This window comes from Rhodocytophaga rosea (assembly GCF_010119975.1).
GTDB lineage: Bacteria > Bacteroidota > Bacteroidia > Cytophagales > 172606-1 > Rhodocytophaga > Rhodocytophaga rosea.
In genome coordinates, this window is record NZ_CP048222.1 from 2097294 (window position 1) to 2115018 (window position 17725).

Below are 17725 nucleotides of genomic sequence, written 5' to 3' on the forward strand. Positions count from 1 at the left end.
CAAAGAACTGAGTACAGGAGAGTATTTTTTTGACTCATTTAAAGATGGTGCTGGCGACGAATGAAAAAATAGGAGGGGAAGGAGAAGGCATGTCTTATTTTTATGCTTCTGTAAATGTAGATCATCTAAAAGATCATTAATTCTGAAAAAAACAATTGGCAAAATACTAATCTCAATAATCTTAAGTAACACTGTAATTGTTGCGTAAGCTTAGGTGTAAGATTACAAAAAATAATCTCAAACAAATCCATACATTGGCTGTTCCGCATCCATTTCCTTGAAGCTACCTGAACGCTACTTCAAGCCGGTTGCTTTAAGCTATGAAAACAATATTTTTACTTTTGTTGCTTGCCTTTGCCTGCCCTTGTTTCGCCCAGATTCAAAATCTGTATTTCAACAGCACTTCCAACATTGTCCGGCTTGATTTCTCAACACCCTCTCCCTCTCCTGTATACACTGGCATTGGTTCTGGAGCCAGTATCGGAGAAGGCATAGCCCATGCTGAAGACAGACAGGGTAATATTATCATCTGGGTGAATGCCAGTGGTGTGTATGATAAGAACGGAACGTTGATGCCAGGTTCTGCAGGTATTCTGGCTCATCCTTCATCTTCTGAAATAGTACTTTGTCCGTTTCCAGCCGATCCAACAAAGTATTATATTTTCTATAATAGTGAATTCTGTTCCAGCCTTTATTATGCGGTAGTGGATATGAAATTACGGGCGGGTTTGGGAAAAGTGATCAGTATAAACAATGTGATAGAAGCCGGAAGCAATTTTGCCGAAGGATTAGAGATTATACGGATTCCCTGTAGCAATACCTACTGGCTGCTCAGCTACCAGTGTTACAGTGGTTTCAAACGGTTCAGAATAGATGCAAACGGAATCTCAGCCGGTACGCTTATTCAAGCCTTCAATGCTGAAAGTCACAATGGCCGGGGAGAACTGGATTACCACAATGGAAGGCTGGGATATGCGGTTACTTATAAAAACAGAATATTTCTGGCTGATTTCGACCCCATCACCGGACAGCTTAGTAATGATAGGACGATAAACTTTGCAGCAACCAATGGCATCTACGGGCTGGAGTTCTCACCGGATGCCTCCAAGGTATATGCCACCGACTGGCACAACCGCAACTACTTTGGTGATATCTCCTCGTCAAACTTATTCAGATACGATTTTACCTCTAATACTTCTACTTCCTGGACAATTGCTTACAATACATCTAAGTGTAGTAACACAACTGTGGAAGGTTTAGGACAAATTGAGTTAGGCAAAGACGGAAAACTATACATTCCACATGTGAATGGGTGCCAGATCACCATTGTGGATAATCCCAATGAAGCCAATCCTACTTTTAGTGTGATGGATGTGAACACCATTCTTTCTACCGGAGTATCCGATCATATCCAGTCGGAGTTTTTACAAACCATTCAAATTTCAGCCGACCAGACCATTTGTGCTGGGGAAAGTGTACAACTACATATTCAGGGAGGAAGCAATTATACATGGGCGCCTGCTGCTGGAATGAATAATGCTGGTTCTTCTACGCCTACCGTTTCTCCCGCAGTTACCACTATATACAAGGTATATGCTGAAAATATCTACGGCTGCCGGGATTCCCTGCAAACAACTGTGTATGTAATTCCCAAACCACAAGTGAACATTACTTCTGCACAGGGAACTATCATTTGTGGAGAAAGTACGCTAAAACTAAAAACTTCCGCCGGATTTGCTTCTTATCAGTGGTATTATAATGGTGAGTTGCTCAATGATATTTCTGGAGATTCTTTGCTTATAAGTGAAGCAGGAAAGTATTATGTTGTAGTACAGGAATCGCAGAAGAATTGTGCAGGAACCTCCCAGGAAATTATCATCAGTAAATCACCGGCTGTAACAGCAACTGTGAGTATTGATGGCAAAGCAAAAATCTGTTCCGGAGAAACTACCCTTCTCACATCTACGCAACATAACGGATATTCCTACCAGTGGTATAAAAACAATCAGCTTTTAACTGGCGAAACCTCTTCTCAATTGCTTGTTAAGAATGAGGGGAACTATGCGGTGCAGATTACAAATAGCCAGCAATGCTCCGCCCTTTCACAGCCGGTTGCGATACAGGTAGTTGAGTATCCTCAGGTTTTATTACCCTCCGATACATTGGTTTGCGGAAACACACCGCTCATTCTCTATGCCGGTAATCCGGTTAATGGCTACAGCTATTTGTGGCAAGATAACAGCACAGAAAATACCTTAACAGTAACCCAGAGCGGCGAATACACCGTGCAGGTAAGCAACAGCACTTGTACAAGCACCGGCAAGATACAGGTACAGATGCTTAATCCGGATCTGGTAGAAATCCCCAATGTGATTACGCCGAACAAGGATCAGTCCAATGAGTTTTTTGTCGTCAAAAACGGATTCGGCAAGATTCACCTGACCATCTACAACCGCTGGGGAAAGGAAGTATACCACAGCAACGATTACCAGAATAACTGGAATGCCGCAGGCTTAACCAACGGCGCTTACTTCTACCAGATTTCCGGAGATTCTCCCTGTTTTGGCACCTGGAAGGGAATCATCAGTGTGTTGAGGTAAAGGTTTACTTTCCAAAATACTAATCCATCTATCTTAAAATATGGTTTTTCTATTTTTACAGTTTATATGATAAGACATCTACAAATTCTTTTCTTTATCTGCTTATCCTACTTATTTACTCCCCTTCAAGCCCAGGAACAGGATACTACCCTATGGGTGGTGGATGGTCAGGTCAGTGCTGCTGCTAATGATGAAAACAATCTCTACCTGGGAGGCGCATTCAAATACATGGGGCAACTTACCGGAGGCGGCGCCATGCTGAACACGTCTGACGGACAGCTAGTTAATAATCGGTCGTTGCGGATAAAAGGGACAGTGTCTGCTGCTGTATCTGATGGTAAAGGAGGCTGGTTTATCGGAGGTGATTTTACGGAAATTCTGGGGGTAAAACGAAACGGGATGGCACATATATTACCGGATAATTCCCTGGACATGAACTGGAATCTGGATATTACTTACCGGAATAATCCTTATATCACGCTTTTATTTACTTATGGTAATCAGCTCTATATTGTTGGAAGTTTCCATGAAATGGGCGGAAAAGATAGAAACGATCTGGCAGCAGTTGATCTTACAACAGGCGAGGTAACAGAATGGAATCCACAGGTTACCGGAGCTGTCAATACAATAATCGCTTCAAATAATTTACTTTATGTAGGTGGAAGCTTTGTAGCTATTGGCGGAAAACTCAAAAATAATTTAGCCGCCTTAGATCCCATAACAGGCATAGCAACCGACTGGGCTCCCACTATCGATGGCTCAGTATATAGTATTGTTATACTAAAAAACACCCTTTATCTGGCCGGAGACTTTGAAAAAGTTGAAAACACGGATAGGCGCCGCCTGGCTGCCATCGATTTAACTAATAATCAGATTTCAAGCTGGAATCCATGGATGGGTGCATATGCACGTGTATTGCTGGCCCAGGATAACACCATTTTTGTAGGGGGATTGTTTAGTCAAATAGCCGGGCATCCGAGAGAAAATCTGGTAGCCCTGGATGCTATTACCGGTGAAGTTACTCCCTGGCACCCTAAAGATATTCCGGATCTTGGGAAAAATAGTATTCAACTTTTCAACAATCAGCTTTACATAGGTGGTGGAACCAGAGATGGAAACATTATAGAATATTTAGCAGCCATAGATATTTTTACCGGCCAACAAACAGAATGGGATCCTGGCGTAGATGGATGGGTGAATCTCGTGGCTGTGTCTGAAAATTCAGTATTTGTGGGAGGTGAGTTTAACAGTGCCGGAGGAAAATTCCGGAATAATATTGCAGCCATTGATACCAGATCAGGAAGAATTACCAACTGGAATCCTGACATTAAAAACCGCAATGGCGTTGTAAACAGCATAGTAGTTTCGGATGGACTAGTTTATGTAGCCGGATCATTTTCTACTATTGGTGGTAAAGACAGAAAGGGTATCGCCGCCATTGATCCTGTTACAGGTATTCCTACTGATTGGAATCCCGACATTAAAATGGTTTTTAATAGTGGATTGGAAGTTGATGGAAGTGTCAACACAGTCGCTCTAGCAAATGGAGCAGTTTATTTAGGAGGTAACTTCAACAGAGTAAATGGTGCGGTAAGGAACAACGCAGCAGCGGTAAGTCCTGTCACCGGCAAAGAAAATGCCTGGAACCCCAACGCAAATTATACTGTTGGCCAGCTTATTGCCGTCCGTGATTTAATCTATATAGGGGGTGCTTTTGACACCATTGCCGGAAAACCCAGAGTAGGACTTGCAGTCGTAAATAGTACGACTGGACAACCTACTCCCTGGAACCCAAACTTAGAATCCAAGCCTTATAAAGGCGGTTGCTATGCACTGAGATTGGCTAACTCGCATTTATATATAAGCGGAAACTTTACACATATTGCCAATCAGAAAAGGCCTGGCCTTGCAGCCATAAATATATTTACAGGACGGGTTATTCCATGGGAGGCTGAGACTGAATATTACTACTCGGGTTCTATAGGCATAAAAGATAGCATTATTTACCCTGTGTTGGGTTCGTATATCATCCCAGTTAATGGCACAACAGGCCAACCTGCCACTTGGAATATAAAGCCGATTCCACTTTTTGCTGCAACAGCAACCATCGTACTAGATACCGATAATTTTATCTATTCACAAGGAAAAATGGAAAGCCCGGGAAGTACGTTTCACAGTTCGCAAGTGAATGCTTTCACTTATCACCCGTATACTAAAATTGATATTACTGAGCAAACGAGTAACAGGATTGAGGGGCAAATTTTTGAGGACAAAAACAAAAATTGTCTGTTAGATGAAGAGGATATTCCTCAAAAGGATATCGTAGTTATTGCAGAACCTGGACTTTATTACGGCATAACAGATAGCCTGGGATTTTATTCTATCATTGTAGATACGGGTGCTTACCGAATAAGACAACTCCTGCCTGAAGAAAAGAGCACCCTAATTAAACAAATATGCCCTTCTAATACAGTTTCACATGATGCTACATTCAGTACTTACGGCAATACACTAAAAGATAAGGATTTTGCTAACCAGGTTACATATATGCCCTATTTATCAGCTAGCATCGCCTCTGATCGTAGGCGCAGGTGCTTTACCAATACCACTACGATTTCTTACTGCAATGAAGGAAGTGCCGTGGCGAGTGATGTAAAAGTCCACCTGCAATTACCTCAACATGTGGTTTTAGTAAGTGCAAACGCTGGTTACACAATGGACGAAGACAAGAACTATGTATTTTCTATTGGAGCAGTACAAGCAGGAAGTTGTGGTATGATTCAAATCAAAGATTCAGTAGCCTGTAATAATCCAGATATCAGAGGGCTCACCCAGTGTACCAAAGTATGGATTTCTCCGGCAAATCCTTCCAATCCTTCTCCAGACTGGGACGGTTCTGATATTACGCTGCAAGCGAAATGTCTCGACAATGGGAGAGTAAAGCTAGGTATTTATAACAATGGTTCGGGAAATATGGCAGACAGTAGTGCCTACCGGATTCTGCTGGATGCTCAAGTTATTTTCGCTGCTAAATACAAGCTCACTGTAGGAGATAGTTTGATTTTGCAAGTACCTGCCAATGGTCAAACACTAAGATTGGAAGCTGATCAATCGCCTTTTCATCCTACCAAACAACAAACCAATATCAGCATTGAAGCATGCGGCGTAAATAGTGGAGGTAAAATCAGTACTGGGTATGTAGCCCAATTACCACAAGACGATGCAGAGCCGGAAGTAGCTATTGAATGTTTACCTATCATTGATTCCTATGATCCGAATGATAAACTCGTATCGCCTGTAGGCGTTACAGAAAACCATTACACGCCTACCAACAGAGCTTTAGATTATACCATCCGCTTCCAGAATACAGGTACTGATTATGCTTACAAAGTGGTCGTGGTAGATACCTTATCAGAATACCTGGATATCAGCACTTTAAAAATGGGTGCTGCCTCTCATGGGTATCAGTTAAATGTTTCCGGAAAAGGCCGCCCTGTCCTTACTTTCACGTTTGATAATATTCTTTTACCAGACAGTACCACTGATCAGGAGGGCAGCAATGGATATGTTAAGTTCAGCATTAAACCCCTGGCAGGTATTGCTGAGAAGACAATAATAGAAAACTTGGCTGATATCTTCTTTGATTATAATGAGCCAGTCAGGACCAATACAGTATTTAATACTATTTACGATGTACCTCTGCCTGCTACTAATGCTACTCGAATCGGGTTTTGCAATACCAATCAGCCGCCTTCTATTTCCTTACTCTACCGGGAAGACCTGGTATGCGACCTGGAAGCAGATACCTATCAATGGTTCTTAAATGGCAATCCATTATCATTTTCATCCAAAAGCATAAAGGTTAGTCAAGAGGGCACTTATACAGTACAGGTAGATACGAAAGGATGTCTTTCACCTCTATCACAAGGTTTCAACTATACTTTTCCTCCTCCGTTAATTCGTAGTTCTTTTGAAATTTATCCTAATCCCAATAATGGAGCCTTCACCATATATATGATTGCTCCTGCCGGTAAAACGATAGAAGCAACACTTTGGGATGCTTTGGGAAGACAGGTGTGGAATAAATCATTTGCAATACCTCAAACCAATACTATTAGGGAAGAAGTGATATTGCCCAAACTGAGAACAGGTATGTATATTCTGAAAACTACAGTAGATACACCCCAGGGCGGTACCACAAAAAGAATATTTATTAAATAATTCCATATATCCCTCTTGACAAAAAGTATTTGAAAGCCATCACGAGCACTTTGCCTGGAATGGAACAGGCGCTTCTACCTAAGGTATATTACTACATGGTTTCCTACAGCGGATTTACTTATTCAGGTACGGTGAGTGTGTTGTATTAAGCAATATTTTGAAACAATAATAAAATCAAGCTTTATCATTTTTCAAACAGCTATTAATTGTTATAAACTAAATTTTATGAATAAATATCTACGTTTTTTATTACCCATCATTACAGTTATTGGAATTTCATTCCAGTCGCTGCAAGCACAATATAAGTATGAATGGGAAATGGGGTCTGATGCCCTTGGACTTACACAATTACATTCGCCGCAACAAATTACCATTGATGGTGCAGGCAATATGTATGTAATTGATGGCAATAATTATAGGATTCTGAAATATAATTCAGCCGGACAATTTTTACTTAAGTTTGGCAGTCTGGGTACTGCAGATGGGCAGTTTTCTTCCCCTAGTGATATAGCCGCTGATGCCGAAGGAAATGTATATGTTACAGATGCATCTAAACATCTTGTCCAGAAGTTTTCTGCCAATGGCCAGTTTTTGTCAAAAATTGGAAGTGGCGGTACAGCAGATGGCCAGTTTCAATCTCCTGTTGGAATAGCCACAGATGTGCAGGGGAATATATATGTGGCCGATACAGTAAAAAAATGCATTCAGAAATTTAATACAAATGGACAGTTTTTACTAAAATTCGGAAGCAAGGGTACAGCCAATGGCCAGTTTACGACAATTAAAGACATGGCAATGGATACACAGGGAAATATTTATATTCCTGATCATAGCAACAATCGTGTTCAAAAGTTTACCACCAACGGACAGTTTTTATCTACAATCCTTATCAATGATATCATCAGCACAGATAATTCCATAGCTGTAGATGGGGAAGGAAACCTCTATATGCCGGTTACTAACGACCAGGATGAGATGCCATCTATACGGAAATATTCTTCCAGTGGGCAGTATCTTTTTGAATATTGTAAATATGGCTTAGAAGAAGGGCAGATAGAAGCTCTGGGGGGTATAGCCGTTGATGCACAGGGGAATGTATACATTTCTGATTTTTTTAGTAATACTGTTTACAAGCGCTCTTCTGATGGTCAAATTATCTGGCAAATTGACCCTTTGGCCAATGGGCAATTTACATATCCTACTAAAATAGCGGTTTCTGAACAAGGAAATGTATATGTATTGGATGCCCGTAATAACCGGGTTCAGATACTTTCCCCAACCGGGCAATTTCTTTTCAAATTTGGCTCGAAAGGCATTGGAGATAATCAAATATGGTTTCCTACAGACGTAGATGTAGATGAAGAAGGCAGTATTTATGTACTTGACAGAGGCTATGTAAAAAAATTCAATGCCCAGGGAGAATTTGTAAGAAAGTTTGGGAGTGATGAGTATGGAGGAGAAGGATATTTTTTTGATGCTGACGCAGTTACTGTAGATAAAAATGGAGATATGTATGTATTTTGTGGCATTAACTCTCTCCAGATGGGTCTGCTGAAGTTTTCCCCTACCGGGCAATTTTTAATGAAACTGAACTTAAATGAAATACAAGAAGGTCAGCCACTTGTGCTCAATGATATAGCTTTAGATGAACAAGGAAACATATATTTATCCGCTGAAGAGCCTATGATTGAAAAAAGTTGCGTTGTAAAACTTTCCTCAGACTTGCAACTCCTTTCTAAATTTGCCAGAGAAGGCAATGAGAATTATCAGCTTAATTTTCCTGATGCCATTCATGTCGATAAAAGTGGAAATATTTATCTGGCTGATGTAAAAAATATATTTGAAGACTTCCGCATCCGGAAATTTTCCCCGGAAGGGCAGCTTTTGTCTACCACTGTATCACCTGGTAATTTTTCTGGAATAGCAATAGATGCAGAAGAAAACCTATACATTACAGAGTCAGAAAAGCATCGCGTCCTAAAATATTCTTATGCAACTGATGTAAAATCTTACAATTATATCCAGGGCACCATCTACGAAGACACCAATCAGGACTGCGTGCCGGATGCAACCGAGCACCGGGTGGCAGGCGCTGCGGTGATCGCCCAGCCCGGCCCTTACTATGGCCTTACAGATAGTTTAGGTAATTATTCGATCCGGGTGGGCACAGGCAGCTATATCGTGAGCCAGATACCACCGGCAGATAGCGCCATCAAACAAACCTGTCCACCTGATAACGAACCGTATAGGGTTACTTTCAAGGATTATGGTGACACCATCCAGGGGAACAATTTCAACCGGAAACTTGTAGCCCCTTACAACTATATCCAGGGCACTATCTACGAAGATACCAATCAGAATTGTGTGCCGGATAGTAGCGAGCGCCGGGTGGCAGGCGCTGCGGTAATCGCCCAGCCCGGATCATACTATGGCCTTACAGATAGTTTAGGTAATTATTCCATTCAGGTGGGTAAAGGCAGCTATATCGTGAGCCAGATATTACCGGTAGATAGTTTCATCAAACAAACCTGCCCTCCTGATAATGAACCGTATGGGGTTACATTCAAGGATTATAGTGACACCATCCGGGGAAATGATTTTAGCAGGGAACTTACTTTTTTAACGCTTTTATCAACGAGTGTCAGTTCCGACCGCAGAAGAAGGTGTGCTACCAGTAATACCACCATCTCTTATCAGAATTCAGGAAATGCTATAGCCAATGATGTAAGAGTACACCTACAGTTACCAGAACATGTCGTTCTTGTCAGCGCTAACATGCCTTTTGCAGTGGATCAAAACAAAAATTATGTTTTTTCAATCGGTGATCTAAGTCCACAAGCAAGGGGTAAAATCTCAATAGTTGATTCTGTGGTATGCAACAATCCCAACATTCGAGGTCTTACCCAATGCACCAAAGTATGGATCACACCAGCCAATAACAAAACACCCTCCCCGGATTGGGATAAATCAGATATTACCCTTAAAGCCAGATGTACGGACAATGGATTTGTCAAACTGAGTATTCACAATACTGGCACAGGGCATATGGCGGACAGCAGCAGTTTCCGGATTTATTTAGATGCACAGCAAGTTTTTCAACATAGGTATAAGCTTAACGCAGGCGATAGTTTATCCTTACAGGTTCCTGCCAATGGCCAAACTTTAAGATTAGAGGCAGATCAACGGCCTTATCATCCGACCAAAACACAAACCAACATCAGCATTGAAGCCTGTGGAGTAACCAGTGCAGGTAAGGTCAGCACTGGCTTTGTAGCTCAGTTGCCGCAAGATGATGAAGAGCTGGAAGTGGCCATAGAATGTTTGCCTATTATTGATTCCTACGATCCCAATGATAAATTGGTATTACCTCAAGGCGTTACAGAAAACCACTATACACCTACCAACACAGCTTTAGATTATACCATCCGTTTTCAGAATACAGGTACTGATTATGCTTACAAAGTGGTCGTGGTAGATACCTTATCCGAACACCTGGATATGAGTACTTTTCAAATCGGTACTGCTTCTCATGCCTATAAACTCAATATAACCGGCAAAGGCCGCCCTATTCTTACCTGGACTTTTGATAATATCAATCTGCCAGACAGTACTAGAGACCAGCTTGGCAGCAATGGATTTATCAAATTCAGCATCAAACCGCTGGCTACAATTGCAGAGAAAACAGTGATAGAGAACTTTGCCGACATCTTCTTTGACTTTAACGAACCAGTCCGTACCAATACTGTATTTAACTCCATTTATGATGTACCTGCTCCTGTTGTAAACAATGAAAAGGTGATCATTTGCCAGACAAATACTGTTGCTTTTGCCGGTAATAATCGTTCTTTCTGTGAGCAGCATATGCTCAATCTGCAAGCCAGTGCTCCTGCGGCTGGCAAAGGTAAATGGAAGATTCTAAAAGGTGCAGCTACTATTCAGGATCTGACCAATCCTGCTTCCTCAGTAACTAATTTAGCATATGGAGAAAATATCTTTGAATGGAAAGTGCCGACTAATTCCTGCTCAACTGATTCCACTTCAAGTACGGTCACCATCTATAGGAAACCTGCGCCTGGTACACCTGTTATTACCCAAATAGGAACGGATAGCTTGTTTTGCAGCATAAGCGCTACCAGTTATGAATGGTACAGAGATGGAATAAAGATAGTGGGTAAAAATCAGCAAATTAAGGTGAGTGACAGCGGAAAATATACTGTAAAAGTTAGTATGGATGAATGTAGCTCTCCTCTGTCAGAAGCATTCACTTACCAGAAAACTCCAACCGGCCTGGAGGAATACGGCGCACAGATAAAAGTATATCCCAATCCGGCAACAAGCTCCGTATTTATTGAACTGCCGGCAGACTGGCAGGCAACCCTAACACTGTCAGATGCCATGGGAAGAGCAGTAAAAGAAAGTATGCTTACCAGAGGAGAATCCAAAGTTGAGCTACTGCTTACAGGTATTAAAGCAGGCATATATATTCTGCATATCACAACAAAAGATGGCACCATTGTAAAAAAACTTATAATCCGATGAGTAAGCAACTCAAATGAAAAAGAAAAAGCTCTTAATTACTAAAATTAAGAGCTTTTTCTTTTTCATTTCATCGTTTATACTATCACTAAATCTTTGACATACGTTAATAAATTCTGAAATATTGAAGCGTGATTATATTTCATACACGTTATATTTTTATGGCTGCTTCTTGCCCGGCTGGTTGTTTAAACCGATATAAATACGGAGCTTTATGGGCGCCTCCTGTAAATTTTTTTTCCAGCCTTTCCAGAATATCCAGGCTTAGTATTTTGCGCTGAAAACTGGTCCGGTTTAGTCTCTCTCCCAGAATGGTTTCATAGAGGCTTTGTAAATCTCCCATCGTAAACAAGTCAGGCAGTAAATTAAATCCGATCAGTTTGCGGTCAAGGTTAGCCCTAAGGGTTTCCAGGGCTTTATCCACCATCGTTTTATGATCAAGCATCAAGGGAGGCAAACTATTTAGATCATACCACTCGCAACGGTCGGAGAGCAGATCTGGTTTGGGTACGGCTTTGGTAAAATCAATCAGGGCATAAAATCCCACCGAAACAAAGCGGCCTAGCAACCAATGATTTTCTGGAGGATTTGAACCGCTAGCTATGAGAATAGTCCGGAGTGGCCTAGAATCATGCCTCGACAAGTCGCCAAATACATAATATTGTTCCAGGTAGATATCGTGCAGACCTGTGCGTTCAGTCAAAGACCTTCTGGCCGCATCATTCAGGTTTTCTTTCGCTTTGATAAACCCAGCAGGCAAGGCAAACAAACTGGTATTCACATATTCCAGAAGTAATACTTTTAATTGTTTCTCATGAAATCCAAAAATAACCAGATCAAGTGCCAGGTTAGGCAGAAAGCCAGTACCTTCCGGCTGACCGGCGTCTGGTTGCTCAACATTTGTAGGCTGATTGCTCATTTGTACACGTTCAAAATGAAGGTTGTCTCCCTTCCTTTCCTATCAATTCAATTTTATTGTTGTAAAATACAAAAGTATCCTTGCATATTCCTAATTTATTAGCTATTATTGTTACAAATTGCGACAATATAAAACTAATTAGCTTTGTACGATTGATTTAACTTACCATTAACCCTGAACTTATCTGCTCACATCTATGAAAATGCTTATTTTATTTCTGCTCCTAACCGCCCAGATAGTGCCGTTGGCAGTAGCTCAATCCAAAAAAGAATCTGCCAATACCGTAAAAACAGCCAATGGAACGCTGGAAGGAGTTACTGAAAAAAGTGGCATCCGTTCTTTTAAAGGGATTCCCTTTGCTGCGCCACCGGTAGGGAATTTACGCTGGCGGGAACCGCAACCGGCTAAAAACTGGCAAGGCGTACGCAAAGCCGATAAATTTGGTCCGCGGGCCATGCAGCGGGCTGTTTTTGGCGATATGGGATTCCGTTCCAATGGCATGAGCGAAGATTGTTTATACCTGAATGTGTGGACACCTGCCAAATTAGGGAATGAAAAGCTGCCAGTACTGGTCTATTTTTACGGCGGCGGTTTTGTAGCCGGCGATGGCTCAGAAGCCCGCTATGATGGTGAAAGTATGGCACAGAAAGGGATTGTTGCTCTTACCGTGAATTACCGTTTAGGTGCCTTTGGCTTTATGGCACATCCGGAACTCACCAAAGAATCTCCCAATAAAGCCTCCGGAAATTATGGCCTGATGGACCAGGCAGCAGCTTTACAATGGGTACAGAAAAACATAGCCGCTTTTGGTGGAGATCCTAAAAAAGTAACCATTGCCGGTGAATCAGCAGGTTCTTTTTCGGTATGCGCCCAGATGGCAACTCCCTTAGCTAAAAATCTGATTGCCGGTGCCATTGGCGAAAGTGGCTCCATGCTAAGTTTACAGCCGACCACTCCTTTGGCTCAGGGAGAAGAAGCAGGTGTAAACTTTGCAAAAGCAGCAGGCGCCAGTTCTCTGGCTGACTTAAGAGCCATACCGGCTGAACAATTACTGGAAGTTACGGCGAAACCTGGCGTTCCCTGGTTCTGGCCTGTGGTAGATGGCTATTTCTTCCCTAAATCTCCTACTGAAATATTTGCTTCTGGCGAACAAGCCAAAGTTCCCCTGCTTGCCGGATGGAATTCTGAAGAAATGAATTACCGGGCTATTCTCGGACAAGAAGCACCTACACCTGAAAATTATCAGAAAGCCGTGCAAAAACTCTATGGAGATAAAGCTTCAGAAGTTTTAAAGGCTTATCCAGCTTCTACGGAAGAAGAAGTATTACAGGCAGCAACCGACCTGGCTGGAGACCGCTTTATCGGATACAGTACCTGGAAATGGATAGATGTACATAGCAAAACAAGTGGAAAACCCACCTACCGCTACTATTATAGCCGTCCCCGTCCGGCCATGACAGCGGAGATGGGAGATGCCGCACCTGGGTTAGCCGGTGGTGTGGTAAAAGGCAAAGATGCCAGTGCCATGAAAGTACCACAGGCCAGAGGAGCTGCCCATTCAGCAGAAATTGAATATGCGATGGGTAACCTGCCTTACAATAAAGTTTATGCCTGGACGGATGATGATTATAAAGTATCGGAAACGATGCAAGCTTATTTTGCCAACTTCATTAAGACATTAAATCCCAATGGAAATGGTTTGCCACAATGGGAAGCCATCACGAATGGAAAACCGGTACAAGTCATGCATATTGATGTAAAGACCGAGGCTAAACCAGACCAGAATAGTGCCCGCTATCTGATTCTTGAGCAATCGCCAAGCAAGTAACTAATTCATCAGAATTTAAAAAAAGCAAACCTGCCGGATTGTATGTGTATCAGCAGGTTTGCTTTTTACCCTATATTTTTTCCTGCATCTTTATTACCCATTCTCAAAAATGAAGTTGTTCCGATTATTTTTTCTATTTGTGTTAATAAGCTCTTTCACCCATTCATTTGCGGCCAGAGTAGATACCCTGACTATTCCCAGTGCGGCCATGAAGAAAAATTACCGGGCTGCTATAGTATTACCAGATTCGTATGCAAAAAGCAAATCCGCTTATCCGGTATTATATCTCTTACATGGCGGCGGCGGACAGTTCAGCGACTGGCTCAAACAAACCCCGGATAAACAGCTTTTGCACAAACTGGCCGATCAATATCAGATGATAATTATAACGCCGGAAGGTGAAAAACTGAGTGGCTACCTGGATAGCCCTGTGCAAAAAGACAACCTGTTTGAAACCTATATTACCAAAGAAGTTATCTCCAAGATTGATGAAAGCTACCGTACCATCCGCAACCGCAATGGCCGAGTAATTACTGGATTGTCGATGGGCGGACATGGCGCTTTGTATCTGGCTACCCGTCATCCTGATCTTTTTTGTGCGGCTGGCAGCATGAGTGGGGCCCTGGATTTGAGTCCGGCCAACTGGCGAATTGATCCTCAGTTTGCCGAACGGATCAAACCTGGATTTGAGCGGATTTTAGGCCCTTATAACAGTAAACCAGATTATTATGCAGCAAATTCGGTTGTAAACATGACGGACCAGATGAAAATTAATGACGTGAAGCTGATTATTGACTGTGGGGTAGATGATTTTCTGATCGAGCCGAACCGGGAACTACACCGCAGGCTGGTCTACAACAAAGTGGTACATGATTATACGGAACGTCCTGGCGGACACACCTGGGACTATTGGGAAAATTCTCTGCCCTACCATGTGCTGTTCTTCAGCAAAATTTTAAAAACCAATGGTGTAGCAATTCCTTAAATTGGCTCTTATTCCTATGAATCTATTGAAAAACTGGCTCCTCGTATGCTGTATAGCTATAGCCTTGCCTTCAGTTGCGGCAAAAGTAGATACCCTGGATATAGCCAGTACCGTAATGCAGAAGAATATCCGGGCGGCTGTGGTAGTGCCAGATGGTTATAAAAATCGAAAAAACCTTTTCCGGTATTATACCTCTTGCATGGCGGTACCGGTAGTTTCCGGGACTGGCTTACCAAAACACCAGATAAAACCTTATTACACCGGCTGTCTGATCAATACCAGCTCATTATTGTAACGCCAGATGGCGGACCAACCAGTTATTATTTCGATAGTCCCCTGGATAGAACCAGCCAGTATGAAACATTTATTTCCAAAGAGCTTTTAGAAAAGATAGAAGGCACCTATCGTACGATTAAAGACCGCAAAGGCCGGATGATTGCTGGCTTATCAATGGGAGGGCATGGGGCGATGTATATTTCTACCAGGCACCCGGAAATTTACTGTGCAGCCGGAAGTATGAGCGGGGTGATGAACATAAATACGGCTACCTGGAAAGTACCAGCCGATTTTGCCAAGTTACGGTCAGAAAATTTTGCCCGTCTGCTGGGGCCTCCACAAGATGCCTCTAACCCTTATCCGGAATATACAGCTGTAGGCAGAGTCAACGAATTTAAAGCGAGCGGCCTTAAACTGATTTTTGATTGTGGGGTAGATGATTTCCTGATCGATACCAACCGGGATTTACACCAACGTCTGGTAGCCAGCCAGATTCCGCATGATTATATTGAGCGGCCAGGCGCACATACCTGGGAATACTGGGAAAATGCCCTTCCCTATCAGGTTCTGTTTTTCCACAAAGTACTACTGGCAAATGGTGTTGCCATTCAATAGTTTAATACATGCATACTCAAGTAATCAACAAATTTATCTATTTGAGACAATCGCTTTACTAATGACCAATGACTTCTGACCTAATATTAAACCTCTAATAAAATATGACTCATAAACTTTCTCTCTTCACTTTACTTCTCCTGTTTCCTATTCTGGCCTGGAGCCAGAATAAAGCCCAATCAACTGCTTCTGCACAGGGGGTAGTGGCCGGAAAGGATGTAGCCGTTGTACAAACCAATTCTGGCAAAGTACGAGGCTATATTCACAATGGAACCCATACTTTCAAAGGCATTCCTTATGCCAAAGCGGATCGGTTTATGGGTCCTTCCAAACCAGATTCCTGGGAAGGCATCCGCAGTTCGATGACCTATGGCCCTGTTTGCCCCACTGATCCGACCACTACGGTGAATGACGAAATTGAATTTTCTTTCCAGCACAACTGGGGCTATACCAATGAAAACTGCCTGACGCTGAATGTCTGGACACCTAAAGTGAACGATAACAAAAAACGGCCGGTGATGGTATGGTTTCATGGCGGCGGTTTTTCGGCTGGATCTTCTGTAGAATTGCCTTCTTATGATGGGGAACGTCTGACGAAAAAAGATGTGGTGGTAGTAACTGTTAATCACCGCCTGAACGTACTCGGTTTTCTGGACCTTTCCGGCTATGGCGATAAATATAAGTCTTCTGCCAATGCCGGTTTAATGGATCTGGTGGCTTCCCTGGAATGGGTGAAACAAAATATCAACAATTTTGGTGGCGATCCTAATAATGTAACCATATTCGGCCAGTCTGGGGGCGGCGGCAAAGTTACTTCCCTGATGAATGCTCCTTCTGCCAAAGGATTATTCCATAAGGCTATTGTGCAAAGCGGAAGCTATATTACCAGTTTTACCGATCCTTCTGTTTCAAAACTGGTAGGAGCAGCAATACTGGCAGAGTTAAAACTACAGCCTTCCCAAATTGATTCTCTCCAGAAAATATCCTATGAACAATTGAATGCGGCCGGCAAAAAAGCCCTGCGTAAAGTAAATGATGACCTGAAAGCACAAGGAAAATCAGTACCAGGTTTCGGCGTAGGCTGGAGTGCTGTACTAGACGGGACTTTCCTGCCCTATCAACCGACTGAGCCAGCCGCTATTGAGTTATCTAAAAATATTCCGCTGCTAGTTGGTTCTACCAAAACAGAATTTGGTCCCTTCAATCCTACCGTAAGAAATTTATCTTCGATGGATGCGCTTAAAACAGATTTACAAAAGCGCTATAACAGCAACACAGATGCTTATATAACAGCCGTAAAGAAAGCCTATCCGGAAACTACTTCCCCTGCCGACTATGCAAATATCGATATCAACTTCCGTTCCCTAGCTATTAAACAGGCCAATGAAAAAGCGGCGATACCTGGCGCTGCGCCGGTGTACATGTATCTGTTCACCTGGGCATCTCCGGTAAATGATGGCATATACAAATCAATGCACTGCATGGAACTGCCTTTCGTGTTCGATAATATTGCCCGCTGCGAAGAAATGACCGGAGGTGGTAAAGAAGCCTATGCCCTGGCAGAAAAGATGAGCAGTGCATGGGTCAACTTTGCCAGAACTGGCGATCCTAATCATAAAGGTTTACCCACCTGGCCTAAATTTACGGCTCAAAATGGCGCCAACATGATTTTTGATAACCAGTGCCAGGTAAAAAATAATCATGATCAGGAATTACTGCAATTAGCTTCTGGCAATAAATTGTAG

7 protein-coding genes and 1 pseudogene are annotated in these 17725 nt (G+C 42.5%); 7 read left to right on the forward strand and 1 reads right to left on the reverse strand.

The genetic code is table 11. The annotated features are described in order from the left end of the window. Nucleotides 1-320: 320 nt before the first annotated feature. The 3 genes from GXP67_RS08850 (at nt 321) to GXP67_RS08860 (ending at nt 11360) form a co-directional block, all read left to right on the forward strand. Nucleotides 321-2600, forward strand: a complete 2280-nt coding sequence (locus GXP67_RS08850; protein ID WP_162442812.1) for a T9SS type B sorting domain-containing protein — start codon at nt 321-323, stop codon at nt 2598-2600. Between the two features lie 66 nt (nt 2601-2666). Continuing rightward, nucleotides 2667-6821, forward strand: a complete 4155-nt coding sequence (locus GXP67_RS08855; protein WP_162442813.1) for a DUF7619 domain-containing protein — start codon at nt 2667-2669, stop codon at nt 6819-6821. A 225-nt stretch (nt 6822-7046) separates the two neighbouring features. Further along, nucleotides 7047-11360, forward strand: coding sequence for a DUF7619 domain-containing protein (locus GXP67_RS08860; RefSeq protein ID WP_162442814.1), 4314 nt, complete (start codon nt 7047-7049; stop codon nt 11358-11360). 148 nt (nt 11361-11508) lie between these two features. Here GXP67_RS08860 and GXP67_RS08865 read toward each other — a convergent pair whose 3' ends face one another. Then, complete coding sequence (locus GXP67_RS08865) at nt 11509-12276, reverse strand: NUDIX hydrolase (protein WP_162442815.1); 768 nt, start codon at nt 12274-12276, stop codon at nt 11509-11511. Nucleotides 12277-12472: 196 nt separating this feature from the next. Between GXP67_RS08865 and GXP67_RS08870 the strand changes: the two genes are divergently transcribed. From GXP67_RS08870 to GXP67_RS08885, 4 genes and pseudogenes are all read left to right on the forward strand, one after another. Then, nucleotides 12473-14104, forward strand: coding sequence for a carboxylesterase/lipase family protein (locus tag GXP67_RS08870; RefSeq protein WP_162442816.1), 1632 nt, complete (start codon nt 12473-12475; stop codon nt 14102-14104). Nucleotides 14105-14213: 109 nt separating this feature from the next. Then, nucleotides 14214-15089 carry an alpha/beta hydrolase gene (locus tag GXP67_RS08875; protein WP_162442817.1) on the forward strand — a complete coding sequence of 292 codons (876 nt, stop codon included), beginning with the start codon at nt 14214-14216 and terminating at the stop codon, nt 15087-15089. Nucleotides 15090-15105: 16 nt separating this feature from the next. Next, nucleotides 15106-15980 (forward strand): annotated as a pseudogene (locus GXP67_RS08880) (alpha/beta hydrolase). A 104-nt stretch (nt 15981-16084) separates the two neighbouring features. Then, complete coding sequence (locus tag GXP67_RS08885; protein WP_162442818.1) at nt 16085-17725, forward strand: carboxylesterase/lipase family protein; 1641 nt, start codon at nt 16085-16087, stop codon at nt 17723-17725.